Annotated in this window: 25 protein-coding genes and 1 riboswitch; of the genes, 10 read left to right on the plus strand and 15 right to left on the minus strand. The window is 67.8% G+C overall.

The genetic code is table 11. The features are described 5' to 3' along the window. Positions 1–18 precede the first annotated feature (18 nt). Complete coding sequence (locus PV679_RS15555) at positions 19–240, minus strand: DUF397 domain-containing protein (RefSeq protein WP_319680823.1); 222 nt, start codon at positions 238–240, stop codon at positions 19–21. Next, a complete protein-coding gene (locus PV679_RS15560; RefSeq protein WP_319680824.1) occupies positions 237–1,076 on the minus strand; it encodes a helix-turn-helix transcriptional regulator in 840 nt (279 codons plus the stop codon). Before PV679_RS15560 ends, PV679_RS15555 begins: the two co-directional genes overlap by 4 nt. A 169-nt stretch (positions 1,077–1,245) precedes the next feature. On the opposite strand from PV679_RS15560, the gene PV679_RS15565 reads away from it, so the two are divergent. From PV679_RS15565 to PV679_RS15575, 3 genes are all read left to right on the plus strand, one after another. Beyond that, entirely contained in the window at positions 1,246–1,509 is a 264-nt protein-coding gene (locus tag PV679_RS15565; RefSeq protein WP_319680825.1) for a hypothetical protein, read from the plus strand. 521 nt (positions 1,510–2,030) lie between these two features. Further along, positions 2,031–3,833 (plus strand): reverse transcriptase domain-containing protein, encoded by a 1,803-nt coding sequence (locus tag PV679_RS15570; RefSeq protein ID WP_319680826.1) that lies wholly within the window; start codon positions 2,031–2,033, stop codon positions 3,831–3,833. Between the two features lie 161 nt (positions 3,834–3,994). Then, the gene (locus PV679_RS15575; protein ID WP_319680827.1) at positions 3,995–4,252 is read left to right on the plus strand and encodes a hypothetical protein; all 258 of its coding nucleotides are present in this window, start codon (positions 3,995–3,997) and stop codon (positions 4,250–4,252) included. A 99-nt stretch (positions 4,253–4,351) separates the two neighbouring features. Here PV679_RS15575 and PV679_RS15580 read toward each other — a convergent pair whose 3' ends face one another. From PV679_RS15580 to PV679_RS15610, 6 genes are all read right to left on the minus strand, one after another. After that, positions 4,352–4,627 (minus strand): hypothetical protein, encoded by a 276-nt coding sequence (locus PV679_RS15580; protein ID WP_319680954.1) that lies wholly within the window; start codon positions 4,625–4,627, stop codon positions 4,352–4,354. A gap of 163 nt (positions 4,628–4,790) precedes the next feature. Continuing rightward, the gene (locus PV679_RS15585; RefSeq protein WP_416069730.1) at positions 4,791–5,822 is read right to left on the minus strand and encodes a ribonucleotide-diphosphate reductase subunit beta; all 1,032 of its coding nucleotides are present in this window, start codon (positions 5,820–5,822) and stop codon (positions 4,791–4,793) included. After that, a complete protein-coding gene (locus tag PV679_RS15590; RefSeq protein ID WP_319680829.1) occupies positions 5,813–8,251 on the minus strand; it encodes a ribonucleoside-diphosphate reductase subunit alpha in 2,439 nt (812 codons plus the stop codon). The genes PV679_RS15585 and PV679_RS15590 overlap by 10 nt, the downstream gene beginning before the upstream one ends. Positions 8,252–8,393: 142 nt before the next feature. Next, positions 8,394–8,536: riboswitch (cobalamin riboswitch) on the minus strand. Between the two features lie 313 nt (positions 8,537–8,849). Next, positions 8,850–10,469: a monocarboxylate uptake permease MctP gene (mctP, locus tag PV679_RS15600; protein WP_319680830.1), complete on the minus strand. Its 1,620-nt coding sequence runs from the start codon at positions 10,467–10,469 to the stop codon at positions 8,850–8,852. Further along, entirely contained in the window at positions 10,466–10,720 is a 255-nt protein-coding gene (locus PV679_RS15605; RefSeq protein ID WP_319680831.1) for a DUF3311 domain-containing protein, read from the minus strand. The genes mctP and PV679_RS15605 overlap by 4 nt, the downstream gene beginning before the upstream one ends. Positions 10,721–10,924: 204 nt before the next feature. Beyond that, the gene (locus PV679_RS15610) at positions 10,925–11,689 is read right to left on the minus strand and encodes a GntR family transcriptional regulator (RefSeq protein WP_319680955.1); all 765 of its coding nucleotides are present in this window, start codon (positions 11,687–11,689) and stop codon (positions 10,925–10,927) included. 281 nt (positions 11,690–11,970) lie between these two features. Here PV679_RS15610 and PV679_RS15615 point away from each other — a divergent pair, with 281 nt between their 5' ends. The 4 genes from PV679_RS15615 to PV679_RS15630 all read left to right on the plus strand — a co-directional run bounded on the left by PV679_RS15615 (position 11,971) and on the right by PV679_RS15630 (position 16,731). Further along, positions 11,971–13,254: an extracellular solute-binding protein gene (locus PV679_RS15615; protein ID WP_319680832.1), complete on the plus strand. Its 1,284-nt coding sequence runs from the start codon at positions 11,971–11,973 to the stop codon at positions 13,252–13,254. A gap of 77 nt (positions 13,255–13,331) precedes the next feature. Beyond that, positions 13,332–14,327 carry a sugar ABC transporter permease gene (locus PV679_RS15620; protein WP_319680833.1) on the plus strand — a complete coding sequence of 332 codons (996 nt, stop codon included), beginning with the start codon at positions 13,332–13,334 and terminating at the stop codon, positions 14,325–14,327. After that, positions 14,324–15,190, plus strand: coding sequence for a carbohydrate ABC transporter permease (locus PV679_RS15625; RefSeq protein WP_319680834.1), 867 nt, complete (start codon positions 14,324–14,326; stop codon positions 15,188–15,190). The genes PV679_RS15620 and PV679_RS15625 overlap by 4 nt, the downstream gene beginning before the upstream one ends. Positions 15,191–15,198: 8 nt before the next feature. Beyond that, a complete protein-coding gene (locus PV679_RS15630; RefSeq protein ID WP_319680835.1) occupies positions 15,199–16,731 on the plus strand; it encodes a glycoside hydrolase family 3 protein in 1,533 nt (510 codons plus the stop codon). 167 nt (positions 16,732–16,898) lie between these two features. On the opposite strand, the gene nagB is transcribed toward PV679_RS15630, so the two are convergent. Further along, entirely contained in the window at positions 16,899–17,681 is a 783-nt protein-coding gene (gene nagB, locus PV679_RS15635; protein WP_319680836.1) for a glucosamine-6-phosphate deaminase, read from the minus strand. A gap of 481 nt (positions 17,682–18,162) precedes the next feature. Between nagB and PV679_RS15640 the strand changes: the two genes are divergently transcribed. Beyond that, the gene (locus PV679_RS15640; RefSeq protein ID WP_319680956.1) at positions 18,163–19,656 is read left to right on the plus strand and encodes a PAS domain-containing sensor histidine kinase; all 1,494 of its coding nucleotides are present in this window, start codon (positions 18,163–18,165) and stop codon (positions 19,654–19,656) included. Positions 19,657–19,829: 173 nt separating this feature from the next. Here the strand turns inward: PV679_RS15640 and PV679_RS15645 are convergent, their stop codons facing one another. Both PV679_RS15645 and PV679_RS15650 read right to left on the minus strand, forming a co-directional pair. After that, positions 19,830–20,087: a WhiB family transcriptional regulator gene (locus PV679_RS15645; RefSeq protein WP_004937597.1), complete on the minus strand. Its 258-nt coding sequence runs from the start codon at positions 20,085–20,087 to the stop codon at positions 19,830–19,832. A 316-nt stretch (positions 20,088–20,403) separates the two neighbouring features. Beyond that, a complete protein-coding gene (locus tag PV679_RS15650; RefSeq protein ID WP_319680837.1) occupies positions 20,404–21,372 on the minus strand; it encodes a diacylglycerol/lipid kinase family protein in 969 nt (322 codons plus the stop codon). 171 nt (positions 21,373–21,543) lie between these two features. Here PV679_RS15650 and PV679_RS15655 point away from each other — a divergent pair, with 171 nt between their 5' ends. Further along, a complete protein-coding gene (locus PV679_RS15655) occupies positions 21,544–22,023 on the plus strand; it encodes a hypothetical protein (RefSeq protein WP_319680838.1) in 480 nt (159 codons plus the stop codon). Between the two features lie 81 nt (positions 22,024–22,104). Here PV679_RS15655 and PV679_RS15660 read toward each other — a convergent pair whose 3' ends face one another. The 3 genes from PV679_RS15660 to PV679_RS15670 all read right to left on the minus strand — a co-directional run bounded on the left by PV679_RS15660 (position 22,105) and on the right by PV679_RS15670 (position 23,969). Continuing rightward, positions 22,105–23,163, minus strand: coding sequence for an RNA polymerase sigma factor SigF (locus tag PV679_RS15660; protein WP_416069733.1), 1,059 nt, complete (start codon positions 23,161–23,163; stop codon positions 22,105–22,107). Next, positions 23,052–23,465, minus strand: a complete 414-nt coding sequence (locus tag PV679_RS15665; protein ID WP_319680839.1) for an anti-sigma regulatory factor — start codon at positions 23,463–23,465, stop codon at positions 23,052–23,054. The genes PV679_RS15660 and PV679_RS15665 overlap by 112 nt, the downstream gene beginning before the upstream one ends. A 243-nt stretch (positions 23,466–23,708) precedes the next feature. After that, positions 23,709–23,969 (minus strand): UBP-type zinc finger domain-containing protein, encoded by a 261-nt coding sequence (locus tag PV679_RS15670; RefSeq protein WP_319680840.1) that lies wholly within the window; start codon positions 23,967–23,969, stop codon positions 23,709–23,711. 35 nt (positions 23,970–24,004) lie between these two features. On the opposite strand from PV679_RS15670, the gene PV679_RS15675 reads away from it, so the two are divergent. Then, entirely contained in the window at positions 24,005–25,606 is a 1,602-nt protein-coding gene (locus tag PV679_RS15675) for a Na+/H+ antiporter (protein WP_319680841.1), read from the plus strand. Here the strand turns inward: PV679_RS15675 and PV679_RS15680 are convergent, their stop codons facing one another. Beyond that, positions 25,607–26,554, minus strand: a complete 948-nt coding sequence (locus PV679_RS15680) for a 1-aminocyclopropane-1-carboxylate deaminase/D-cysteine desulfhydrase (protein WP_319680842.1) — start codon at positions 26,552–26,554, stop codon at positions 25,607–25,609. Between the last annotated feature and the right edge of the window lie 211 nt (positions 26,555–26,765).

Consider the following 26,765-nt stretch of genomic DNA (forward strand, 5'->3'; position numbering starts at 1 on the left):
GTACGGGGGGGGCGGGGCTCAGGCGGGGGCTGCGCCCTTCTTGCTCGCGTAGGAGACGAATGCGCTCCATCGTTCAGGAGAGACTCGGAGTGCGGGTCCGTGTACGGTTTTTGAGTCGCGGATGTGGACTGTGGGTGGTGCGAGTGCCACCTCGACGCAGTTGCCGCCGCCCGATCCGCTGTAGCTGCTTGTGAACCAGTGCAGTTGGGCGGTCCCGGCTGCAACCTGCTCAGTGCTCATGTTTCTCCTGCCACGCGCCGGATCAGACGTGCAGACTCCGCGGCGTTGAGGGCCTGCGTCCGCAGCTTGCCATAGCGCAGTCCGAAGGCGCTGACATTTGGGGCGTCGGTGATCACTACTCCCACGTCCTGGGATTCGATATAGCCCACCCGGCGGTGCTCCAAGGTTTCCATAATCACCATAGGTCCGCCCAGTCCTGGGTGGAAGCCGCAGTCCGACGGCATGACCTGGATCTCGACATTGCGCATCGACCCCTGGGCCAGCAGGTGTTGAAGCTGCGCCTTCATCACCTCTGCATCGCCCACCGTGCTGGTCAGAGCCGATTCGCCGATGATGAAGCATGTCTCCACCATCGGCGTCCGTGTCAGCAGCTTCTGTCTGCTGAGCCTGGCATCGAGGTGCTGCTCGATGATCTCCTCGGAGAGCGACGGGCAGTGTCCTGAGAAGAGCGCACGTGCGTAGTCCTCGGTCTGGAGGAGCCCAGGAATCAGCAGGGGATCGAAGTCGTACCTGCTGACCGCTTCCGTCTCGATCAGGGCGAAGTCCTGGAAGAACGCCGGGAGTTTGGCCAGGTCCACGTCGTCCTGCAATACCGCCAGCGTCCCGCCCGCGTTCAGTGCGGTCTCCGCCGCCTCCGTGAACGCCGACTTCGCCGGCCGTCGCCCTTGCTCGATCGAGGCAACCTGCTCCGACGAGTAGCCGACCGCCTCGGCCAGTTCCTGCTGCGTCAGTCCCGCCCGGTCCCGGTGGAGTCGCACCAGCTTGCCGTAGCCGACCCAGATGGCAGGACGGTCGTCGTCCTTGGTCCGCTGTTTTCTCTGACGGCTGGTTCCCATAGCCTCACCTCGCGGTACCGATGTACGACAGCAGTTCACGATCCAACGCGTCGCGCTCAGGCCCGGTCACGGGCCCTGAGCCGTACAAGTGCGCGCCTGTCCCGTACGTCTCGTACAGGTACGGACGTCCGTCCTGTTCAGGCTATCCGCGTGACGACAAAGTCACCGTATGAAGTCGGAAACTCCCTCCCACACCGTCCTCGCCGTCCCCACCGACCACCCCGCGTCCGTCCAACTCCCGCCCGCACCACCGCTTCCGCTCCTGTTTCCGCCGTCCCGGATCAGGCTCAGTTCCAGCCATCGTGGTGCCCGCCTCGCCCGGCTGCTCGTCGCTCAGCAGCTCGACGAGTGGGGCATCCCGCGCACCACTTCCACCGGCGCCGTGATCGTCGCCGTTGTCGCCGAGCTGGCCGCGAACGCCGGTGCGCCATGAGGCGCTCTGTTGTATCCCCGGTTCAACCGGGAGGAACTGAAGGGAGGTTTCTGGGTCTGATGGCTTACCTGGATCCGAAAGGTGAAGGGGACAGCAGCATGCCAGGAAATCAGCGATCACGTTCAGGTATGGAAGTGATGCGTTGAGGGACCCGCGCGATATGGCGAAAGCTGTACTGCCTGAACCCCAATCTCCAAGGGATGAAAGGGAAGGCATCCATCGGAAACATACCTGACACCGGTGCCGCGTCCTGTGGTGGAGTAACTGCGTATCCATCACACCCTTCGGGTCGCGAACTGATTCCCAGTGAGGGAATTCAAGGAGATGAGTGGGGCGTCTAAGTCGCGCTAGATACGTACAACAGAGACGAACATGGGATCACCTAAAGGGCGTGAGCCCCAAGGTGACGGAGGCCCCGTAGTAGTCGCAGGAGTAACGACCTGCCAAGGAGGACGGGAAAACCGTCCGCAGGGCGAAGGGGGCCAGGTGATCGGACATCGCGATGCTGGGAGGTATGCGTAATGCAGAACGCCGAAACGGTGCTTGATGTCCTGCGTGAACGCGGCAGACGGAACCTGCCGTGCGATGAACTGTATCGACAGCTGTTCAACCCGAACCTGTATCTACTGGCCTACGGGCGAATCTACGCCAACCACGGCGCGATGACACCCGGGGCCTGCGGGGAAACCGCGGACGGCATGTCCGAAGCCAAGATCGGGCGCATCATCGAAGCCATGCGCCATGAGCGTTACCGCTTCCGCCCGGTGCGGCGCGTCCACATTCCGAAATCCAACGGGAAAACGCGCCCTCTCGGTCTGCCGTCCTGGTCGGACAAACTCGTCGGCGAAGTGATCCGCCTTCTGATGGAGGCGTATTGCGAGCCGCGCTTCTCCGGCCGCTCCCACGGTTTCCGCCCCGGCCGGGGCTGTCACACGGCACTGTCCGAGGTGACACACAACTGGACCGGGACAACCTGGTTCATCGAAGGAGACATCTCCGACTGCTTCGGCTCGCTGGACCACGATGTCCTGCTGGCCATTCTCTCGGAGAGGATCCTCGACAACCGGTTCCTCCGCCTCATCCGACAGATGCTGAAGGCTGGATACCTGGAGGACTGGAGATGGCACGCCACCCTGTCGGGATCCCCGCAAGGCGGTGTGCTTTCCCCACTCCTGTCCAACATCTACATGGACCGGCTGGACAGATTCGTCGAGAAAGTTCTCATGCCGGAATACACCCGAGGGAAAACCCGCCGTAAGAACCCGGCTTACAAAGAGCTGGAGAATGCGATCGGGGTCACCAGGAAGCGGCTCGCCTACAGGAAGGAGAACACCGAGTCCGCTCAGGTCCGCCAGTGGCGAAAGGAGTTACGCCGTCATCCGGTCGGTGATCCACATGATCCGGGCTACCGGCGGCTGCGCTACATCCGCTACGCGGACGACCATCTCCTCGGGTTCACCGGACCCAAGGCCGAAGCCGAGACGATCAAACAGCGCCTGGCCGCGTTCCTGCGCGACGATCTCAAGCTGGAACTGAACCAGGACAAGACGCTGATCACCCACGGCCGCACCCAGGCGGCCCGCTTCCTCGGCTACGAGATCACCGTTCAGCACGCGGATGAAAAGATCTCCCGGGGTGGCCGCATCAATCGCGGCCTCCGCTCCATCAACGGGAAGATCCAACTCCGCGTTCCCAAAGACGTGATCAAGGCCAAATGTGCCCCGTTTCTCCGCCGTGGAAAACCCACGCACCTGCTCCCGCTGACGAGTTGCACACCCTTCGACATCATCGGCATCTACGGAGCGCAGTACCGGGGCATCGTTCAGTACTACCTGCTGGCCGGCGACGTCTGGAGACTCGACCGGCTCAAGGGGGTCATGCTGACCTCCATGCTCAAGACCCTGGCCGCCCGGCACCGGTCACGGGTGACCACGATGGCAAACCGTTACAAAACAACCATCAGGACACCCCAAGGACCACGCAGGTGCTTCGAGGCCAGGATCGAACGCGAGGGCAGGAAGACACTGACTGCACGGTTCGGTGGCATTCCCCTCACCCGGAAACGGACGGCCGTCCTCAACGACCTCCCGTCCACCTTGTTCACCCCGCGCAGCCGCCCGCGCGGCAGCCAACTCATCGACCGGCTCCAACGCGGACGGTGTGAACTCTGCGAGAGTCGAACTGAAGTGCAAGTACACCAAGTTCGCTCTCTTGCAGAGCTGAGAAGCGCAGGAGAACAGCCCGCATGGGTGCGACTGATGCTCAAGAAGCGACGGAGAACCCTCGTGGTCTGCCCGCCTTGTCACGGAAGCATCCATACATAACCCGGGTGAACAGCACGCAGTAGTCACTGGAGAGCCCGCTGCACCGAAAGGTGCACGGCGGGTTCGGGCCGGGGGCCACTGGAAAAGGACCGCACAGCGGAAACCTCGCCAGTGGCCTACCGGTACTCATCCATGGCCGTACGCCCGGACGGGACTTCGAGGTGCGGCTGGCCCTCACCTCCGCCACCGTCCGTATCGAGGTCATCGACACCCGGCCCGACCGGCTCCCGCCCGCTCCCGGTGACACCTCTCCGCCGCCGCCCGACTCGCCGGGCGGCCGGGGACTGCTGCTTGTCGCCGCCTACGCCGACCGCTGGGGCTGGACCGTCCGTGACGCGTTCACCAAGACCGTCTGGGCGGAGGTCGACCACGGCGCGGCCCGGCACGTCCCGGAAGTCCCGCATTTCCGCGAGACATGAGGTGAGGCCGCGGGCCAAATCTCCCCGGCCCGCGGCCTCACCTCATGTCCTGCGGCAGATCGCCGGCCGTGGTCCACGAACGAGGATCACGCCGACGTCCTACGCGTGCGGCGGCAGCGGTTCCGCCGACGGGGCCCCATGTCCATGGAGATAGAGCCTCATGGCGCACTGGTCCACGGCCTCGACGAATACCCGCTGACCCCAGTAAGTGCTGAGGCGGTGCGCGACATCGATCAGTCGGCGGCGCTCCTCCGGCGTGTACGCGGGGAACCGCGCCCAGCCCCGGTCGGCGATTTTGTTGCCGAGTTCGCTGAACAGCACAGCGCGCATGCGCTGCTCCTCCTCCTCGGTCAGCGGAGTGAGACCGCCTTCCACGGGCTGCAACCGGACGTTGTACAGGTCTCGGATCACTGTTCGCTCGCAGATCGCTCGGGTTCGGTCCGGAGAGACTACCGGCACGTGTGTGCCAACGGCCCTTCCCTTTCCCGGTTCGGTTCGCCCTGTCGCGAGGCATCTCCAGGGCCGGTCCGCTCTAAAACTAGAAGTCGTCGTCGAAGCCGACCGTGCCCTCGACCGCGACCTGATACGCCGACGGACGCCGCTCGAAGAAGTTCGTCAGCTCCTGGACGCCCTGGAGCTCCATGAAGGAGAACGGATTCTCCGAGCCGTACACCGGAGCGAAGCCCAGGCGCTGGAGGCGCTGGTCGGCGACGCACTGGAGGTACTCGCGCATCGAGTCGGTGTTCATGCCGGGCAGACCGTCGCCGCACAGATCGCGGCCGAACTGCAGCTCCGCCTCGACGGCCTCCTTCAGCATGTCCGTGACCTGCTGCTGAAGGGCGTCGTCGAACAGCTCCGGCTCCTCCTTGCGTACGGTGTCGACGACCTCGAAGGCGAAGTTCATATGCATCGTCTCGTCGCGGAAGACCCAGTTGGTGCCGGTGGCCAGGCCGTGCAGCAGGCCGCGCGAGCGGAACCAGTAGACGTACGCGAAGGCGCCGTAGAAGAAGAGTCCCTCGATACAGGCCGCGAAGCAGATCAGATTCAGCAGGAAGCGCCGCCGGTCCGCCTGTGACTCCAGCCGGTCGATCTGCTCGACCGAGTCCATCCAGCGGAAGCAGAACTGCGCCTTCTCGCGGATCGACGGGATGTTCTCCACCGCGTCGAAGGCCGCCGCGCGGTCCTCGGGATCGGGCAGATAGGTGTCCAGCAGCGTCAGATAGAACTGGACGTGTACGGCCTCCTCGAAGAGCTGGCGGGACAGATAGAGCCGCGCCTCGGGAGAGTTGATGTGCTTGTAGAGCGTCAGTACCAGGTTGTTCGCCACGATCGAGTCGCCGGTCGCGAAGAACGCGACCAGTCGGCCGATCATGTGCTGCTCACCAGGAGAGAGCTTGGCGAGGTCGGCGACGTCCGAGTGGAGATCGACCTCCTCCACCGTCCAGGTGTTCTTGATCGCGTCGCGGTAGCGCTCGTAGAAGTCCGGATAACGCATTGGCCGCAGCGTCAGCTCGAATCCCGGGTCGAGCAGGTTCTTGGTGTTCTTGTCGTCGGAACTCATCACTGACATGCCTCGCAGGACTCGGGGTTTTCCAGGGAGCAGGCGATGGCGTCGGCGTCGGGCGCCATCGGGCCGGGCTGCTGAGCGGGGACGGCCGCCGGCGCCGGGCCGGAGGAGGCGGCCGTGACCGCCGCGCCGCCGCCCGCCGCGCGCGCGATCCGGGTCGCCGGGCGCGAACGCAGGTAGTACGTCGTCTTGAGGCCCTTCTTCCAGGCGTACGCGTACATCGAGCTGAGCTTTCCGATGGTCGGCGTCTCCAGGAACAGATTCAGCGACTGGCTCTGGTCGAGGAACGGCGTACGCGCCGCCGCCATGTCGATCAGTCCGCGCTGCGGGATCTCCCACGCCGTCCGGTACAGCTCACGGACCTCCGCCGGGACCCAGGTGAAACCGGCCACCGAGCCATTGGACTCGCGCAGCGCCTCGCGCGTCTGCGCGTCCCAGACACCGAGCCGCTTCAGCTCCGTCACCAGATAGGAGTTGACCTGGAGGAACTCGCCGGAGAGCGTCTCGCGCTTGAAGAGGTTGGAGACCTGCGGCTCGATGCACTCGTAGACGCCCGCGATCGAGGCGATGGTCGCCGTCGGCGCGATGGCCAGCAGCAGGGAGTTGCGCATCCCGGTGGTCGCGACCCGGGCGCGCAGCGCCGCCCAGCGCTCCGGCCAGTTCAGCTCCACGTCGTAGTGGTCCGGGTGCAGTACGCCGCGTGCGGCGCGCGTCCGGGACCAGGCGGGCAGCGGACCGTCGCGTTCGGCGAGGTCGCAGGAGGCCTCGTACGCGGCGAGCATGATCCGCTCGGCGATCCGGGTGGAGAGAGCGGCGGCCTCGGCGGAGTCGAAGGGCAGCCGCTTCTTGAAGAAGACGTCCTGGAGGCCCATCACACCGAGGCCCACCGGGCGCCACTTGGCGTTGGAGCGGCCGGCCTGCTCGGTCGGATAGAAGTTGATGTCCACGACCCGGTCGAGGAAGGTCACGGCGGTACGGACGGTCTCGTCCAGCCGCGTCCAGTCGAGCTCGCCCGAGGAGAGCACGAACGCGCCGAGATTGACCGAGCCGAGATTACAGACGGCCGTCTCGCCGTCGTCCGTGACCTCCAGGATCTCCGTGCAGAGATTGGAGGAGTGCACGACCGAGCCGGGCTCGGCGGTCTGGTTGGCCGTACGGTTCGACGCGTCCTTGAAGGTCATCCAGCCGTTGCCGGTCTGAGCGAGGGTGCGCATCATCCGGCCGTACAGCTCGCGGGCCGGAAGCGTCTTCCGGGCCAGGCCGTCCGCCTCGGCCTTCCGGTACGCCGCGTCGAAGTCGTCGCCCCACAGGTCGACCAGCTCGGGCACATCGACGGGCGAGAACAGCGACCAGTCGCCGTCCGCCTCGACCCGCCGCATGAACTCGTCCGGGATCCAGTGCGCGAGATTCAGATTGTGCGTACGCCTGGCCTCCTCACCGGTGTTGTCGCGCAGCTCCAGGAACTCCTCCAGGTCCGCGTGCCAGGTCTCCAGATAGACACAGGCCGCGCCTTTGCGCCGGCCGCCCTGATTGACGGCGGCGACCGAGGAGTCGAGGGTCCGCAGGAACGGGACGATGCCGTTGGAGTGGCCGTTGGTGCCGCGGATCAGCGAACCGCGCGAGCGGACACGGGAGTACGGGATGCCGATGCCGCCGGCGTGCTTCGAGAGCCGGGCCACCTGGTGGTACCGGTCGTAGATCGAGTCCAGCTCGTCCAGCGGAGAGTCCAGCAGGTAGCAGGAGGACATCTGCGGATGACGCGTGCCGGAGTTGAAGAGCGTCGGCGACGACGGCAGGTAGTCCAGCCGGCTCATCAGGCCGTAGAGCGCGGCGACCTCGTCCAGCGCGTGGGCGGCCGCGGCGGAACCGGGCGCGGCCTCCTCGGCGAGGCCGGAGGCGACCCGGAGCATGAAGTGCTGCGGTGTCTCGATCACCTGACGGGTGATCGGGTGGCGGAGCAGATAGCGGCTGTAGAGCGTCCGCAGGCCGAAGTAGCCGAAACGGTCGTCGGCTGCCGGGTCGATCAGCCCGTCGAGGCGGGCCGCGTTCAGCGTCACGAAACCGGCGGTCCGGTCGGCGATCAGGCCCTCGCGATGGCCGACGGCGACGGACGCGGAGAACGACACGGCGCCCTGGCCCGCCGCCTCGTCGGCGATGGCGCGGGCCAGCAGCCGGGCGGCGAGGCGGGAGTAGGCGGGGTCCTCGGAGATCAGTCCCGCCGCGGCCTCGGTGGCGAGGCCGCGCAGCTCCGCCTCGTCCGACCGGGCGTTGCGGCCCCGCAGCGCGGCGGCGGCGACTCTGCCGGGGTCGGTGTCGGGCAGATCGGCGGTCAGCTCCGTCAGGGTCCGCAGCAGTGCGGTGCCCGGTCCGTCGGCCGCCCGCGCGGTGATCTCGTAGGTGCCTGAGGCCGGATCGGCTGGCGCGATGGTCACGTGGTGCTCTCCCTCGCTCGGCTCTGGGCCGTCGGCGGGAAAGCGGAGGCGCGCACCACCGTACGACCCGCTCGGGGCAGCACCGTGTGCGGCGTCCACCGGCCCAGCCTCGGGGCCCGGACGTCTCGGCGTCCGGTTCGGTCGAGCCGGACGCACCGTCGGCAGGTGGTCGGACTCGCGGGTATGACAAAGCACACCACAGCACACCGTTGCGGGACAGTTCCGGATTCGCACCGGATTCCCCTGTGTCGACAGCGAGCACGAGCATACATGTGGGGCCTTGCTCGGAAAGCACCCCCCACATCTTGTGTCCCGGCGCTCTTACCGTCGGGTGTCGGTCGGCTCCGCTATCGTCGTCGGCACGAGGGGCTGACCCGCATCCGTCCGCGCGTACCGTTCCGTTCGGCAAGCAGGTCACGCTTCCCGAGCCGGTGGGGATCACGCTGGAGACCGAGCAGCTCAAGGAGTGGGTGCGCTGAACGGCGGACGGGCCGCCGGAGGTGTTCCGGCGGCCCGTCCGGCCCGAAGGCCCCAAGTATCGGACAGAGCTGTAGTCGGACAGAGCTGTCTCGGACAGCGCTGTGTCGGCAGGGTCCGGTCAGTGCACCGGATCCGGGTCGGCCGCCGTGGCGGGCGGCAGTTCGACCTGCACGCCGCGGTCTCCGGCGTCGGCCGTGTAGTCGGAGGGACTGGTCTCGTCGATGCCTTCCGGCGCCTTGAACGCCCGCAGGACGAATGTCAGCACGACCGTGGTCACCACATTGAGCACAAACGCCGTGAGGCCGATGTAGCCGATCTCTCCGAGCCCGGGGATCTCCTTGGAAGACCCGCCGAAGTGCGCCTGGGTGGGGCTGGCGACGCCATAGGCCGCGGCCGTGCCGTACACCATGCCGACCGCCCAGCCGGCGAGCAGCGCCCAGCGGTGGAACCAGCGGGTGAACAGCCCGCCGACCAGCGCGGGCATCGTCTGGAGGATCCAGATCCCGCCCAGGAGCTGGAAGTTGATCGCGACGGTCTTGTCCATGCTCAGCACGAAGACCAGCGCGCCGACCTTCACCAGCAGCGAGACCAGCTTCGACACCTTGGTCTCCTGCGCCGGTGTCGCGTCCGGCTTGATGAAGTCCCGGTAGATATTGCGGGTGAAGAGATTCGCCGCCGCGATCGACATGATGGCGGCCGGCACCAGCGCGCCGATGCCGATCGCCGCGAAGGCCACGCCCGCGAACCAGTCCGGGAACATCGTCTCGAAGAGCTGAGGGATGGCGAGCTGGCCGTTGTCCACCTTGATCCCGGCGGCGATCGCCATGAATCCGAGCAGGGCCAGCAGGCCCAGCATCAGTGAGTACAGCGGCAGGATCGTGGTGTTGCGCCGGATCACCTCACGGCTGCGGCTGGAGAGCGTGGCCGTGATGGAGTGCGGATACATGAACAGCGCGAGGGCCGAGCCGAGCGCGAGCGTGGCGTATGTCCACTGTCCGGCCGCGGGAGGCACCACGCCGCCTGCCTTGGCCGCCGTGTACTTGTCGCCGGCCGCCTGGAAGATGTCGTCGAAACCGCCGAGCTTGATCGGGATGTAGATGATGGCCACCGCGATCACGATGTAGATCAGGGTGTCCTTCACGAACGCGATCAGGGCCGGCGCCCGCAGTCCCGAGGAGTAGGTGTACGCGGCGAGCACACCGAAGGCGATCAGCAGCGGCAGGTCCTTGATGAACCAGTTGGTGTCCTCTCCGCCGCCGACACCCATCACGTCCAGCACCGCCTGGATCCCGACGAGCTGAAGCGCGATGTACGGCATCGTGGCGAGGATTCCGGTGACGGCGACCGCCAGCGAGAGACCCTTCGAGCCGAACCGGCCGCGTACGAAGTCCGATGTGGTCACATACCCGTGCTTGTGCGACACCGACCAGAGACGCGGCAGGAAGGTGAAGATCAGCGGGTAGACGAGAATGGTGTACGGCACGGCGAAGAAGCCGGACGCGCCCGCCGCGTAGATCGCGGCGGGAACGGCGACGAAGGTGTACGCCGTATAGAGGTCGCCGCCGAGCAGGAACCAGGTGACCCAGGTGCCGAACGACCGTCCGCCCAGGCCCCATTCGTCCAGGCTGTGTTCGTTCTCGGCCTTGCGCCAGCGCGCGGCCAGGAAGCCCATGGCGGTGACGGCCACGAAGAAGAAGATGAAGACGGCGAGTGCCACGCCGTTCACGCCGCCGTTCATCGCGACGCACCTCCCTTGCGCGAGCGCTGGTCGCGCTGCCAGAGCTGATAGGCGATCAGGGTCAGAGTGGTCGAGATCAGCACCCAGGCCATCTGGTACCAGTAGAAGAACGGGATACCGATGAATGTCGGCTCGACCTTCGCGTACGAACTCACCCAGAGCATGGCCACGAACGGCGCGAGAAGACAGAGGCCGATGACCACTCGCATGGGTGTGACGGTGGGCGGTTTCTCTTCCGGAACTTCTGACATACGGCGGCTCCGTCCCCTCACTGATCGCCTGTTGTAATGCGCAGGTAATCTAGGGGTGGCATTCGCCCACCGTCACCCCCCGTCCGTATATCGGTACGGCAACGGTATGCGGCGGCCATATAAGAGGCCCAGCTCAGGAACCGGGCCCGAGAGCCCGGTTCCTGACGGCCCGTCCGCTTTCCTTCCGGTCTGTCGGCGCCTTTGTCAGGGCGTCGGACGCTTCAGCCGCGCCACGAACTTGTAACGGTCGCCGCGGTACACCGAACGGACCCACTCCACCGGTTCGCCGGCCGCGTCGAGGGAGTGCCGCGAGAGCATCAGCATCGGCAGACCGACATCCGTGCCCAGCAGTCCGGCCTCGCGCGGTGTGGCCAGCGAGGTCTCGATGGTCTCCTCGGCCTCGGCCAGATGCACGTTGTACACCTCGGCCAGCGCCGTGTAGAGGGAGGTGTACTTGACGAGCGAACGGCGCAGCGCGGGGAAGCGTTTCGCCGACAGATGCGTGGTCTCGATGGCCATCGGCTCGCCGCTGGCCAGCCGCAGCCGCTCGATGCGCAGCACGCGTCCGCCGGCGGTGATGTCGAGCAGTTCGGCCAGTGTGTCGTCCGCCGTCACATAGCCGATGTCGAGGAGCTGCGAGGTCGGTTCGAGACCCTGGGCCCGCATGTCCTCGGTGTACGAGGTGAGTTGGAGGGCCTGGGAGACCTTGGGCTTGGCGACGAAGGTGCCCTTGCCCTGGATGCGTTCCAGCCGGCCTTCGACGACCAGCTCCTGGAGCGCCTGGCGTACGGTGGTGCGCGAGGTGTCGAACTCGGCGGCGAGCGTACGTTCCGGAGGTACCGGCGTGCCGGGCGGCAGAGTGTCCGTCATATCGAGCAAGTGCCGCTTCAGCCGGTAGTACTTGGGCACGCGCGCGGTGCGGGTCGTGGCTCCGCCCTCGGTCTCCGTACCGCCCCCGTCCGTGGCCATGGCCTGCCTTCCCGACTCCTGTGCTGCTGCCGTCACCGGCTCCTCCGTCTGTCGCGGCTCACATGGTGGCACGGTCCGGTCACGGGTCGTCGCCCTCCCTCAGGTGTCGGTCCGATAACGGACACGACTGCCCTTCTTATACACCCTTGACACCCCTAAAGGTCTAGGCCAAGCTCCCCGTACTGGTCTAAACCATTAAAGACCAGGTCCCAGCCCCAGCAGTACTCGTCGTAAGTCTTCGCGGTGGGCGGGGGGTTGCAGGAATCCCTGAGGAGGGTGGCGTGAAGCGCAAGCTCATCGCGGCGGTCGGCGTCGCGGGCATGTTGGTCAGCATCGCGGCGTGTGGCTCCGAGGACAACAAAGGCGGAGCGGCCGAGGCCGAGTCCGTCAAGGAGCTCACCGTATGGCTGACGGTCGATGCCCAGAACAACTGGCCGGAGCTGGTGAAGGCCGCTGACGACGCGGTCGCCAAGAAGCACCCCGGTATCAAGATCAAGCACGAGTACTACGGCTGGCCGGACAAGAACGCCAAGCTCGACGCCGTCCTCGCGACGGACAAGGCTCCCGACGTTGTCGAAATGGGCAACACCGAGATGCTCGGTTACACCGTGAAGGGTGCCTTCGCCGAGATCGACCCGTCCAAGTTCGACAACTCCGGCGCCTGGCTCGACGGCCTGAAGTCGTCGGTGACATACGAGGGCAAGACCTACGGTGTGCCGTACTACGCCGGTGGCCGTGTGGCCAACTGGCGCAAGGACGTGGCCAAGGACGCCGGTGTCACCGCCGTCCCGAAGACCTACGCCGAGCTCACCGGCGCGCTCGACAAGATCCAGGCGAAGAAGGGCGGCAAGTTCAGCGCCTGGTACCAGCCGTCCCGTGACTGGTACGCGGCCATGTCCTTCGTGTACGACGCCGGCGGCTCCATCGCCAAGGAGGACGGCGGCTCGTTCAAGGCCAACCTCTCCTCTCCCGAGTCCCTCAAGGGCCTGGGCGACTACAAGAACGTCCTCGACAAGTACATGAAGGGCGACAAGACCAAGGACGAGTCCGACCGTTACATCGTCTACGGCCAGGGCAACGCCGGCATGATCTTCGGCGCGGCCTGGGAGGGTGCCTCGACCGAGGACCCGAAGGTCGACAAGACGGGCAAGCTCAAGGGCAACCTGGAGAACTTCGTGATGCCCGGCCCGTCGGGCAGCAACATGCCCGTCTTCCTCGGCGGTTCCGACCTCGCTGTCCCGGTCAAGTCCAAGGCGCAGGCCACGGCGGCCGAGTGGATCAACGCCTTCACCGGCAGCCAGGGCCAGAAGGGCCTGATCGGCAAGGGCAACCTGCCGAACAACAAGACCGACCTCGCCAGCCTGAAGAGCGACCCGGCGACGGCGGTCCCGGCCACGGCGGCCGAGTCGAGCTGGTTCGTCCCGATGGCGCCGGGCTGGGGTCAGGTCGAGAAGGCCCAGGTGCTGCAGACGATGCTGCAGTCCATCGCCACCGGCAAGAAGTCGGTCGAGGACGCCGCGAAGGAAGCGGACGCCGCGATCGACAAGGTCATCAACACCAAGTGACCTGATGGCGGGGTTCCGTCGGCCGGACGGGGCCCCGCCTGGCCCGCACCAGGAGAGGGACCGCTGAGGAGCGCGCGATGAGTGCCGTAGAGACAACCACCGTCAAGGTGCCGCCGGCGCGGCGCGATCCACAATCGGGCGCGGGACCGGGTGGCCCGGGCAGACCGGCCAAGAAGCCCGGCGCGGGCGGGGGTTCGGTGCCCTGGCTGCTGCTGGCTCCCTGTCTGGCCGTCCTCGCCCTGGTGCTCGGCTATCCGCTGGTGCGGCTGGTCACCCTGTCGTTCCAGAAGTTCGGACAGCCTCAGCTCTGGGGCTTCCAGCCCGCGGAGTCCGTGGGCCTGGACAACTTCACCAATGTCCTCGGCGACGGCGAGTTCTGGGCGGTCGTCGTCCGTACGGTCGTCTTCGCCGCCGGCGCCGTCGTCCTCACCATGGTGCTCGGCATGCTGATCGCCCTTCTCCAGCAGCGGGTCTCCGGCTGGGTGAAGACGCTGATCAACATAGCCCTGGTGGCGAGCTGGGGCATGCCGGTCCTGGTCGCCATCACCATCTTCAAGTGGATGTTCGACTCGGACTACGGCGTCCTCAACTGGGTGCTCAGCAGAATTCCCGGAGTCGATCTGATCGGCCACAACTGGTTCGCGAGCGGCCCGCAGGGCCTTGCCGTGATCATGCTGCTGGTGGTCTGGGGCGCTGTCCCGTTCGTCGCCATCACGCTCACCGCCGGTCTCACTCAGGTCCCCAAGGAACTCGAAGAGGCGGCCCGCCTCGACGGCGCCGGAGCCGGGGGAGTCTTCCGCCATGTCACCATGCCGATCCTCAAGCCCATCATCGTGATGCTGGCGACCCTCTCGGTGATCTGGGACATGGGCGTCTTCCCGCAGGTGTTCGTGATGCGCAACGGCCATCCGGAGGCCGAGTTCCAGCTCCTCACCACGTACTCGTACGACAAGGCCTTCGTGGTCAACGACTACTCCCAGGGCTCCGCGATCGCACTGATCACGGTGCTCCTCCTGCTGGGCGTGATCGCGGTCTATATGCGCCAGATGCTCAAGATCGGAGAGGTGGAGTGACCACGACGACCGCGGCTCCCGCCGCCACCGCCGTCCGCAGCCGCCCCAAGAAGAGCAAGCTCGGCTGGAACCTGATCGGCCTGCTCGTCTTCGTCGTCGTCGGCTTTCCCGTCTACTGGATGCTCAACACGGCGTTCAAACCGGCCAGAGACGCGATCGACCCGAATCCGCGCTTCTTCCCACGGACGTTCACTCTGGAGAACTTCCGCCGGGCGCTGGACATCGCCGACTTCTGGGGCCCGGTCGGCCGCTCGCTGCTCGTCTCGTCCGTCGTGGTGGTCATCGGCATCGCGGTTGGCCTGCTGGCCGCGCTCGCCATCTCCCGGTTCGCCTTCCGCGGCCGGAAGATCGTGATCGTCGGCATCCTCGCGGTCCAGATGGTCCCGCTGGTAGCCATGATCATCCCGGTCTTCCTACTGCTGAACGACCTCGGTCAGTACGACAAGCTGTCGGGCCTGGTCATCACCTATCTGACCTTCATCCTGCCCTTCACCGTGTGGACCCTCCGCGGCTTCATCGTCAACATCCCGAAGGAACTGGAGGAAGCGGCGATGGTCGACGGCTGCAGCCGCACCAGCGCCTTCATCCGGGTGGTTTTCCCGCTGCTCGCTCCGGGCATGGTCGCCACCTCTGTGTACGGCTTCATCCAGGCGTGGAACGAGTACCTCTACGCGCTGATGCTGATGAGCCAGCAGAACCAGACCGCGACCGTCTGGCTCTCCAACTTCTCGACCAAGCACGGGACCGAGTTCGCTCCGATGATGGCCGGCTCCACGATGATGGCCGTCCCCATCGTGATTCTGTTCCTCCTCGTCCAGCGCAAAATGGCCGCGGGTCTGACGGCCGGCGCGGTGAAGGGTTAGGACCGCCGATGACCACGCTCGTAACCAGCACGGACACCCTCACCCGCGACGCGCTCGCGGTCCTCCAGCCCGGCTTCCTCGGCACCACCGCCCCGGACTGGCTGCTGCGCCGCATCGGCGAGGGCCTCTCCTCCGTCGGCCTGTTCGGCCGCAACATCGACTCGCCCGAGCAGCTCGCCGCGCTCACCGAGCGACTGCGGGCCGAGCGCGGCGATCTCCTTGTCGCGATCGACGAGGAAGGCGGCGACGTCACCCGCCTGGAGGTACGGCACGGCTCCTCCTTCCCGGGCAACTACGCGCTGGGAGAGGTCGACGACCTGGACCTCACCCGCGCCGTCGCCAGAGAGCTCGGCCGGCGGCTCGCGGAGTGCGGAGTCAACCTCAACTGGGCTCCGTCCGCCGATGTCAATTCCAACCGGGACAATCCGGTTATCGGCGTGCGGTCCTTCGGCGCCGACCCGGCGCTGGTGGCCCGGCACACCGCCGCCTATGTCGAGGGGCTGCAGAGCGCCGGCGTCGCCGCCTGCACCAAGCACTTCCCCGGCCATGGCGACACCGCCGTGGACTCGCATCTCTCCATGCCCCGTATCGACGTGGACTTGGACACAGTGCACGCCCGTGACCTGCTGCCTTTCCGAGCGGCGATCGCGGCGGGTTCCAAATCCGTGATGAGCGCGCATATCCTGCTCCCCGCGCTCGACCCGAACCGCCCGGCGACTCTCAGCCCGCAGATTCTCACCGGACTGCTGCGCGAAGAGCTCGGCTTCGAGGGCCTGATCGTCACCGATGGCATGGAGATGCAGGCCATCGCCTCGACGTACGGAATCGAGCGTGGCTCCGTCCTCGCGATCGCCGCGGGCGCCGACGCCATCTGTGTCGGCGGCGGCCTGGCGGACGAGGAGACCGTACTGCGGCTGCGCGACGCACTGGTGGCGGCGGTACGGGACGGCGAACTGCCCGAGGAGCGACTGGCCGACGCGGCCGCGCGGGTGCGCGGCCTCGCCGACTGGACGCTTCGGGCCAGGGGGGCTTCGGTGCCGGGCGCGGCTTCACAGGAGGGGACCGCGCCCGGCACCGCGATCGGCCTGGTCGCGGCCCGTCGCGCGCTGCGGGTGACCGGCGAGGCCGGGCCGCTCCAGGACGCGCCCTATGTCGCCGCCTTCACTCCGGTCGCCAATATCGCCGTCGGAGACGAGACACCGTGGGGCGTGGCGGCGGAGCTGGAGCGGCTCCTTCCCGGCACGGAGACCGGCTCGTACAACGGCGCCGGAATCGCCGGAACGGACACCTCCGACCTGGTCGGGAAGGTGATCGCGGCGGCGGGCGGACGCACGGTCGTCGCCGTCGTACGCGATCTCCACCGGCACTCCTGGATGGCCGACGCGCTGGACGCGCTGCTCGCCGTCCGGCCGGAGACGGTCGTGGTGGAAATGGGCGTGAACGAGGCGGAGCCGCGAGGAGCCCTGCACATCGCGACCTATGGCGCCGCACGGGTGTGCGGGCGCGCGGCGGCCGAGGTCATCGCCGGCCGCAGGGACTGAGTCCGGGCCGGTGACAGGATCCCGGCCGGGACGGACAGGACGGTGCCGGGCCACCCGTAAGGGCGGTCCGGCACCGTCATATCCGCTGGTGGAGGCCGGCGCGCGGGCTAGGCCGTGTCTGACACATAGCGCAGTCCGCCCGGAGGGCGGGATGTGTCAGACAGGGCCTAGATGCCCTGCCAGTCCGGCTTGGAGGCGTAGGTGTCGCGGAAGTAGTCCGCGAGCTTCAGCTTGGACGCGGCCGCCTCGTCGACGACGACGGTGGCGTGCGGATGGAGCTGCAGCGCCGAGGCGGGCACCAGCGCGGCCACCGGTCCTTCGACGGCCTGCGCCACGGCCTCCGCCTTGCCCTCGCCGGTGGCGAGCAGCACAAGATGGCGGGCCTCCAGGATGGTCCCGATGCCCTGGGTGATGACGTGGTGCGGCACCTCGTCGAGGCTGTCGAAGAACCGCGCGTTGTCCTCCCGGGTCTGCCGCGTCAGCGTCTTGATCCGGGTGCGGGAGGCGAGCGAGGAGCACGGCTCGTTGAAGCCGATGTGGCCGTCCGTACCGATGCCGAGCAACTGGAGGTCGACTCCGCCGGCCTCGGCGAGCGCGCGGTCGTACGCCTCGCACGCCGCCTGGACGTCCTCGGCGCTGCCGTCCGGGCCCATGAAGGAGCTCTCGCTCAGTCCCAGCGGCTCGACGACCTCGCGGAGCACGACCGAGCGGTACGACTCCGGGTGGCCGGCCGGCAGGCCCACATACTCGTCGAGCTGCGCGATCCGGGCGGCCGAGGCGTCCACGTCACCGGCCCGGACCTTGGCCGTCAGCGCCTGGTAGATGGGCAGCGGGGACGATCCCGTGGCGACGCCGAGCAGCGCGTCGCGCTTGCGGCGCAGCAGGCCGGCGATGCTGTCCGCGATGAGCTCGCCGCCTGCCGCGGCGTCCTGGACGATGACAACTTCCACGCTGGGCCTGCCGATCTGATGATGAGTCTTTTGTGGTATAGACCAATCTAGCAGAGCGGCCGGATCGTCCCGGGAGAAGACGGAAAGGACCGCGGACGGCCGACCTCGGCGGACCCTGTGGCCCGCGCCGCTCATCCAGGAATTCTGCCCGGAGCGCCGCCGGGCCCGGAAACACCCGCGGGCCGCGGCGCCGCGACGGGACCCTCAGCCCGTCCGGCACCGCAGCCCGGAGTTGCTACGGCCGGCGGGTGTGCGGTCCCGCCAGGCCGTGTGGGAGGTCCGGCGCGGTCAGGGCAGAGAGCGCCGGGTACCTCGTTCCGCCCTCCTGTGCGGGGAGGGAGGAGGCTTTACCTTGTCATTGTGGACTAGACCATTCGGCCCTGTCCATGCGTACGCGGAGCATATTTCCCACCGTCCGCTCCTGGACAGACCACCGTTCGTCCTGGTTCATACCGCGGGTACGCTCGCCTGTGTGCCCTCCATGAACGACCTCGTCCGCCAGCACACCGCCCTCAGTGAATCCGACCTTGAGTGGCTCCATCTGCTGGTCTCGGAGTGGCAGCTGCTCTCCGACCTCTCCTTCGCCGATCTGGTCCTCTGGGTCCCCACCCGGGACGGCACGCGCTATGTGTCCGTCGCCCAGATGCGTCCGAACACCGGACCGACCTCCTACCAGGACGACATGGTCGGCCATCTCGTGCCGCGAGGCCGGCGGCCACTGCTCGACGCCGCGCTCGACGAGGGGCGGATCGTCCGCGAGGGCGACCCGGAGTGGCGCGAGGAGGTGCCGGTACGGGTCGAGTCCATTCCGGTGCGCCGCGAGGGCCGGGTCCTCGGTGTCATCGCGCGCAACACCAATCTGCTCACCGTCCGTACGCCCAGCCGGCTGGAGCTGACCTATCTCCAGTCCGCCTCCGACCTGGCACAGATGATCGCCGCGGGCTCTTTTCCGTTTCCCGGCCAACAGGTCGACATGGACGCCTCGCCGCGGGTCGGCGACGGACTGATCCGGCTCGACGCCGACGGTGTCGTCCAGTACGCGAGTCCCAACGCCCTCTCCGCGTACCACCGGCTGGGACTCGCGTCCGACCTGGTCGGGCATCATCTCGGCAAGACCACCGATGAACTGGCTCCGGCCCGGGGCCCGGTGGACGAGGCGATGATCAAACTGGCCAGCGGATACGCGCCACGTGAGACCGAGGTCGAGGGCAGTGGCGGAGTCATTCAACTGCGCGCCATTCCGCTGAAGCCGAAAGGCACCCGGATCGGTTCTCTGGTCTTGCTCCGAGATGTCACGGAACTCCGCCGCCGCGAGCGCGAGTTGATTACCAAGGACGCCACCATCCGGGAAATCCACCACCGGGTGAAGAACAATCTCCAGACGGTCGCGGCGCTGCTGCGGCTGCAGGCCCGGCGGATGGATTCTCCACAGGGCCGGGACGCTCTGAACGAGGCGGTGCGGCGGGTCGGTTCCATCGCGATCGTGCATGAGACGCTCTCGCAGAATCTGGATGAGCGTGTCGATTTCGACGAGATCGCCGACCGGGTGCTGTCCATGGTCTCCGAGATCTCGCCGGGCACGGTGAGCTGCCGGCGCACCGGGCGGTTCGGCATTCTCGACGCCGAAGTGGCCACTCCGCTCTCGATGGTGCTCGCGGAGATCATCCAGAACGCGCTGGAGCACGCCTTCGCGCCGGGAGAACAGGGCCGGGTCGAGCTCTCGGCGGTCCGCAGCGCGGGCTCCACGGTGAAGCGAGGAGAAGGCACGCGCTCGGACGCCCGCCTGCTGATCACCATTCAGGACGACGGGTGCGGTCTGCCCGAGGGATTCGATCCGCGACGGGCCGGAAACCTGGGGCTGCAGATCGTACGGACCCTGGTGGAAGGGGAGTTGGGCGGCGGCTTCGACATGGTGGCCGCTCCGGTGCGCGGCACCCGGGTGCTGCTCGACATTCCGGTGGAGCCGCTCAAGTAAGGACTTCACGGTCCGAAGCACAGCAACGAGCCCCGGACCGTACATACGGTCCGGGGCTCGGTTCGAAGCTCACTTTGCGATGCGCATCGGGGGTACTGCGCGCTGCGGTTCGGGGGCGGGGCTATGCGTACACGCTGTACGCTCCGCCGGGCTCAGGCTCGTGGCAGGGGGCTTCAGGCGGTCGCGTTACGCGCCCGGTTACGAGCGGCGCGGCGCTTCATAGCACGGCGCTCGTCCTCGCTGAGGCCACCCCAGACGCCCGAGTCCTGACCGGACTCAAGCGCCCACTGCAGACACTGCTCCATGACGGGGCAGCGACGGCAGACGGCCTTGGCTTCCTCGATCTGCAGCAGCGCAGGACCGGTGTTGCCGATGGGGAAGAACAGCTCGGGGTCTTCCTCGCGGCAAACGGCGTTGTGACGCCAGTCCATGGCTGCTACCTCTCTTGGTATTACGTGCAGATTGCTTGTGAATGTGAACGCTTTCACGAATCCCTCGACAAGGGAAGGGCCGACCACCAGACGGACTGGTGTGGTCCTAGGTTTGAGGAGGGGTTCTGGTTCTCAGAGAGGCCGATGCTGCGGGCCGTCCCGATCGCCATGTAGAGATTCGCAAACCTCGGCGGCGGATACAACCCCTTCCGGAAAGTTTTTTTTGATTCCTCGGTGTCGACTAGGTCACAGCCGTACTTCCATGGGGTGGATGCCAGGCTAAACGTTCGAGTGAAAGGACTTTGGGCCCTTCCACTCACACAATCACACGCAGTGCACGGCGTACGCCTGTGAACGTCACGCTCGTGCGCACTCCGAGATGGTCGCCGTCCATCTGGAAGGGGAGGGGCGCCTTGGAATGCAAGGTGAAGTCCGTCAGATCATGGAGAGACGCCGCGTGCCGTCCATGAGGGCCCCGATCCGGGGTCGAAGTGAGCAATTGGGTCGCGTAACGCGCAACCGCCGAAGTGGACAAATTGGTCAGTCCGAGCACATCGAGAGCCGTGTCGAAGGAGGCCCTCGGGGACGCGTAGAGCGGCCGATTGCCCAGGTAGGACCACGGGGAGGTGTTGCAGACTATGGACAGCACCAGATCCTTGACCGGGTCCTCTCCGGGGCGGTCCAGAGTGATCATCCCGTGTCGGCGGTGCGGCTCCTGAAGGAACTGGCGTACCACCTGGCGCACATAGAGGGCGTGCGTCGACCGCTTCCCGCGCTCCCGTTGTTGTTCGACCCGGCCCACCACTCCCGCGTCGAAGCCGAAGCCCGCGCAGAAGGTGAACCAGCGGGAGGGCACCGACTCGTCGTCCGTGCCGGGAGTTCCGCCCGCCAGTCCCAGACCGACCGTACGTTCGCTCCGCTGGGCCAGCGCGTCGAGAATCGCGCCGGTCGCCTCCACCGCGTCGTTGGGCAGACCGAGCGCGCGCGCGAAGACATTGGTCGAGCCGCCGGGCACGACCGCGAGGCGCGGCAGCCGGTCGGGATCGGGACCCTTGTGCAGCAGACCGTTCACGACCTCATTGACCGTGCCGTCGCCGCCGAGGGCGACGACCAGCTCGATGTCGTCGGAATCGGCGGCCCGCCGGCCCAGGTCCCGCGCGTGCCCGCGGTACTCCGTCGTCACCACCTCCAGCTTCATCTCGCTGGCCAGCGCGTGGATGAGAACGTCGCGGGTGCGGGCACTGGTGGTGGTTGCTGCCGGATTGACCACGAGGAGTGCGCGCATGCCCAGCAGATTACCGGCCGAGGACCGGCGGGTCGCCCCCGGTACGATGCGGCATACCGTGCGGTATGTTCCGCGGTACGGAGAGTCACGGAGTCTTCGCGGGCGGGCCTCCGGATCTCTCCCGCTCCCGGGCGCCGTCACCCGCCCGGGCGCGGCGGCTACCCTGCAGGGGTGAGCAGCAGCGAGCAGACAGCACCCGCACCGACCCCGCGCCCGCCGCGCCTGACCGCGGCGGCCGCCGTCTGTGGGCTGGACGCCCTGGCGCTGATCGCCGGCGGCGTGTATCTGCTGGTGATGGGGCTGCTCGGGCGGCCCGACAGCCCGCAGCAGGCGGAGATGGGCGGTCTCACGCTGATCGCGCTCGGTGTCATCCCGCTGCTGGCCGCCCGTGGTCTGCTGCTGCGCCGGAGCTGGAGCCGCGGCCCCGCGCTGATCACCCAGATCATGGCGCTGCCGGTCGCCTGGACGCTGCTCCAGTCCTCGGCCGGGCTGATCCCGGTGGGCATCGCGCTCGCGGCGGTGACCGTGACGGGCCTGGTCCTGCTGGTCAACCCGGCGACCACCGAAGCCCTGAACGCGCGCGGCCGGGCCGGCGAGGACCGCCCGGCGCGCGAAGGCCGTCCGTCCCGCGAGGACCGCCCGGGCAAGTGAGTCCTGGACCGGTCGGAACTCGGACCGGTCAGGACCTGTGACGCTCGGGCGCCGGATCCGTACGGCCGGCCGCGAGCTCCTCTACTCCTCCACCAGCAGCCGCTCGCGTAGCTGCGCCAGCGTGCGGGCCAGCAGGCGCGAGACGTGCATCTGGGAGATGCCGACCTCCTGCGCGATCTGAGACTGCGTCATATTGCCGAAGAACCGGAGCAGCAGGATCCGCTTCTCTCGCGGCGGCAGATCCTCCAGCAGCGGCTTGAGGGACTCCCGGTACTCGACGCCCTCCAGCGCCTCGTCCTCCGAGCCCAGCGTGTCCGCGACCGCCGGGGACTCGTCGTCCGTGTCCGGGACGTCCAGCGACAGCGTGGAGTACGCGTTGGCGGACTCCAGCCCCTCCAGGACCTCTTCCTCCGAGATGCCCAGCCGCTCGGCCAGCTCATGGACCGTGGGCGAACGGCCGTGCTGCTGGGAGAGTTCGGCGGTGGCCGTCGTCAGCGACAGACGCAGCTCCTGGAGCCTGCGCGGCACCCGCACCGCCCAGCCCTTGTCCCGGAAATGCCGCTTGATCTCGCCCACGACCGTCGGTGTCGCGTAGGTCGAGAACTCCACCCCGCGCTCCGGGTCGAACCGGTCCACCGACTTGATCAGGCCGATGGTCGCGACCTGGGTCAGATCGTCCAGCGGCTCGCCGCGGTTACGGAACCGTCTGGCGAGATGCTCGACCAGCGGCAGATGCATCCGCACGAGCTGATTGCGGAGGTCCGCGCGTTCGGACGAGCCGTCAGGCAGCTTGCGCAGCTCGATGAACATCGCCCGCGCCCCGCTGCGGTCATGTGGATCGTGGTGTTGCTCGCTCATAGTGGCCGCCCGCTCTGCCTGCGCCTGCTCCGCCGCGGCCGTCTGGCCGTCAAGCCCGTCCTCCGGGTGGGGACGGGCCTGCTGTCCGGGGATGCCCGCCGGAGCTTCGTGCCCTCCCTGCGGCTCCCCTGGGATGCGCCCCTCGTCACGCACCGGACCGTCCCCGTTCCTCACGCCGGCCCGGGTCCCGCGCCGCGCTGTTTGTAGAGGCTGATGGTGACCGTACGGTCCTCCGCGACGGTCGACTCGACCTTGCCGGCCAGCGCCGAGAGCACCGTCCAGGCGAAGGTGTCGCGCTCCGGCGCGCGCCCGTCGGTGGTGGGGGCCGAGACGGTCACTTCGAGCGAGTCCTCGATGAGGCGGAAGACGCAGCTCAGAACGGAGCCCGGTACGGCCTGCTGGAGCAGGATCGCGCAGGCCTCGTCAACCGCGATGCGCAGGTCCTCGATCTCGTCGAGAGTGAAGTCCAAGCGCGCCGCGAGGCCGGCCGTAGCCGTACGCAGCACGGACAGATAGGCACCCGCAGCGGGCAGCCGGACTTCCACGAAGTCCTGGGTCCCGGGCTCGCCTGCGATCTGGGACACCCTCACCTCCAAGGTGGCACAAGCTCTTCAGGGCTCCGGGACGGGGTGCGTCCGGAGCCTTGCGGTACGTAGTCGGTACGTATCCGGTCTGGACTGGCGACGCTATCGCGATCCATGGTCCCCTGTCGCCGGGACCCCCGCCCGGCGTCCGTTACTCATGGTAAGCATATGGGTACGGAAAGTGGCTAGAGGTCTGCCATGGCCAATTGCGCGGAAGCGGCGAAGGTTTGACGTACCCACGCCTCAGACGATCGAACCGTCCACAAAGCACCAGCGCCAGCGCTCGCCCGGTTCGAAGCTCCGCATGACCGCGTGGCCCGTGTCCTTGAAATGCTGTGTGGCGTGTTGGTATGGCGAGGACTCGCAGCATCCGACCTGCCCGCAGACGAGACAGAGCCGCAACTGGACGGGATGGCTCCCGGCCGAGAGGCATTCGGGACACGTCTCCTCCCGCGGTTCGGGCTCGGGGCGCGGCAGTTCCGCTGTGTGTGGGCACTCGCTCATGATGACCAGGTTACGACGCATGTGAGGACAGTGTGATGGACGTATTGCCGCTGATCGCGCTGGTGGCGGGGAGCGCGGCGATCGCCGGTGCGGCCCGCAGGACGCCGGTGGCCGCGCCTCTGCTCCTGGTGGCCGCGGGGCTGATCGCCTCGTACATCCCGGGCGTGCCGGATTACACGCTCGATCCGCACATCGTGCTGCCGCTGCTGCTGCCGCCGCTCCTCTACACCGCCGCGATGGACAGCTCGTATCTCGATCTGCGGGCCAACCTCCGGCCGATCGCGCTGCTCTCGGTGGGTTATGTCCTCTTCGCCACCGTCGCCGTCGGCTTTCTCGCGTATCTGCTCGTGCCCGATCTGCCGCTGACCATGGCCCTGGTGCTGGGCGCCGTCGTCGCGCCGCCGGACGCGGTGGCCGCCACGGCCATCGCCCGCAGCCTGGGGCTGCCGAGCCGGATCACCACGATCCTCCAGGGCGAGTCGCTGGTGAACGACGCGACCGCGATCACCGCGTTCAAGGTGGCGCTGGCCGCCGCGGCCGGCACGGCGGCGAGCTGGGGCAGCGGAGTCGAGGAGTTCGCGCTGGCGTCGCTCGGCGGCGTCGGCGTCGGGCTGGCGCTGATGGTGCCGCTGCACTGGCTGCGTACGCATCTCAGCGCGGCCCTGCTGCAGAACACCCTCTCGCTGCTCATCCCGTTCGTCGCCTACGCGGTGGCCGAACAGGTGGGCGCGTCGGGCGTGCTGGCCGTCGTGGTGGTGGCGCTCTACCTCGGGCACCACGCCTGGCAGGTCGACTTCGCGACCCGGCTGCAGGAATCGGCGGTGTGGAAGATGGTCGCGTTCGTGCTGGAGTCGGCGGTGTTCGCGCTGATCGGGCTCCAACTCCCGTTCGTACTGGAGGGGCTCGGGCGGTACGGCGTCGCGGAGGCCCTGCTGTACGCGCTCGGGGTCTTCGCGGCGGTCGTGGTGGTCCGGTTCGTCTGGGTCTTCCCTTCGACGTTCCTGCCGCGCTTTCTGTTCCCGAAGATCAAGGAGCGTGAGCCGGGTACGAACTGGACCGCGCCGGTGATCGTCGGCTGGGCCGGGATGCGCGGAGTGGTGTCGCTGGCGATCGCGTTCTCCATTCCTCTGGTGATGGCCGACGGCCGGCCGTTTCCTGGACGCAATCTCGTGCTGTTCCTGACCTTCACGACCGTGATCGGCACGCTGGTCGTGCAGGGCCTCACCCTGCCGCCGCTGATCCGGCTGCTGAAGGTGCCGGGCCGGGACCGGCAGGCCGAGACGCTGGCCGAGGCACAGGCGCAGAGTGAGGCGTCCCGAGCGGCGGAACGACGGCTGGACGAGCTGCTGGCCGATGACCGGAACACGCTGCCCGCGCCGCTGACGAAGCGGCTGCGGACGGTGCTTGAGCGTCGCCGCAACGCCGTCTGGGAACGGCTCGGGACGGTCAACGAGATAACGGGGGAGTCGGCCGACGAGACCTACCGGCGGCTGTCCCGGGAGATGATCGAGGCGGAGCGCGAGGTGTTCGTGAAGCTGCGGGACCAGCGGAGCATCGACGACGAGATGCTGCGGACGCTGCTGCGCAGACTCGATCTGGAGGAGGCGGCGGCCTACCGGGAGGACGGCTCCGAGTGATCACGCGAGCAGAGGCTCCGGCCCGGACGGCTCCGGCGGGCCGGTGACCACCGCGGCGACGGAGCTGCCGGCGGGAAAGGCGCCCTCTTCCGCCAAGGCCGTGAGGCCGTACAGCATTTTGGCGACATAGAGGCGTTCCACCGGAAGTCCGTGCCGGTCCTCGAAGTCCTCGGCGAAGGCGTCCAGGACGGGCGAGGTACGGGCGAAGCCGCCGAAGTGGAAGCGGTCGTCGAGACGCCACTCGCCGGCGGGACCGCCGAACGCCGCGCGCTGGAGGTCCCGTATCTCCCGCTCCAGGAAGCCGCCTTTGAGCACCGGGAAACCGAGCGCCCGCTGATCCGGTCCGAGTCCGGCGGCGAGCCCCGCGAGCGTCCCGCCGGTCCCGCAGGCGACCGCGACGGTCCCGGCCGCGCCGCGCAGCTCCCGGCCGAGGTCCGCGCAGCCCCGCGCGGCGAGCGCGTTGCTGCCGCCCTCGGGCACGACATGGACGGCGCCGGGCGCCAGACCCGCCTGGGCGAGGACCGCGGCCACGACCGCGGGATCCGACTTGCGGCGGTAGGTCTCGCGGTCCAGGAAGCGCAGCCGCATTCCGTCGGCCGCGCACCGGGCGAGCGACGGATTGAGCGGCCGGCCGGCCAGCTCATGACCCCGTACGACGCCGACCGTGGCGAAGCCGAGCAGCCGGCCGGCGGCGGCGGTCGCGCGGAGATGGTTGGAGTACGCGCCGCCGAAGGTCAGCAGGGTGTCCCGGCCCGCGTCGGCCGCGGCCCGCAGATTCGGGGCCAGCTTGCGCCATTTGTTGCCGGCCAGCTCCGGGTGGATCAGATCGTCGCGTTTCAGCAGCAGGCTTACGCCACGACGGGTGAAGCGCTCGTCCGCGACCGGCCGCAGCGGCGACGGCAGCCGTGGCCGCAGGGTGGCGGGATCGCGTGCTTCGAAGGGCGTCACAAGGCCATTGTCGGGTGCGGTGCGCCGCTGGTGATGGAAGGCTCCTGGCACCGCCGGCGATTCGTACGTTGTACGAGCCGATCTGGACATTGAGGTGCCAGATTGCCCGTGAGGGTGAATTTCCGGATGTTGTGCCCGGTCCTGCGCGATCCAGTCCCACTCATTTGTGTAATGGCGCTCCGACTCTCCGTGCTGGAAGTCTTTCTTCTGC

The sequence above is a fragment of the Streptomyces sp. AK02-01A genome (genome assembly GCF_033795305.1).
In the GTDB taxonomy this organism is placed as follows: Bacteria; Actinomycetota; Actinomycetes; order Streptomycetales; family Streptomycetaceae; genus Streptomyces.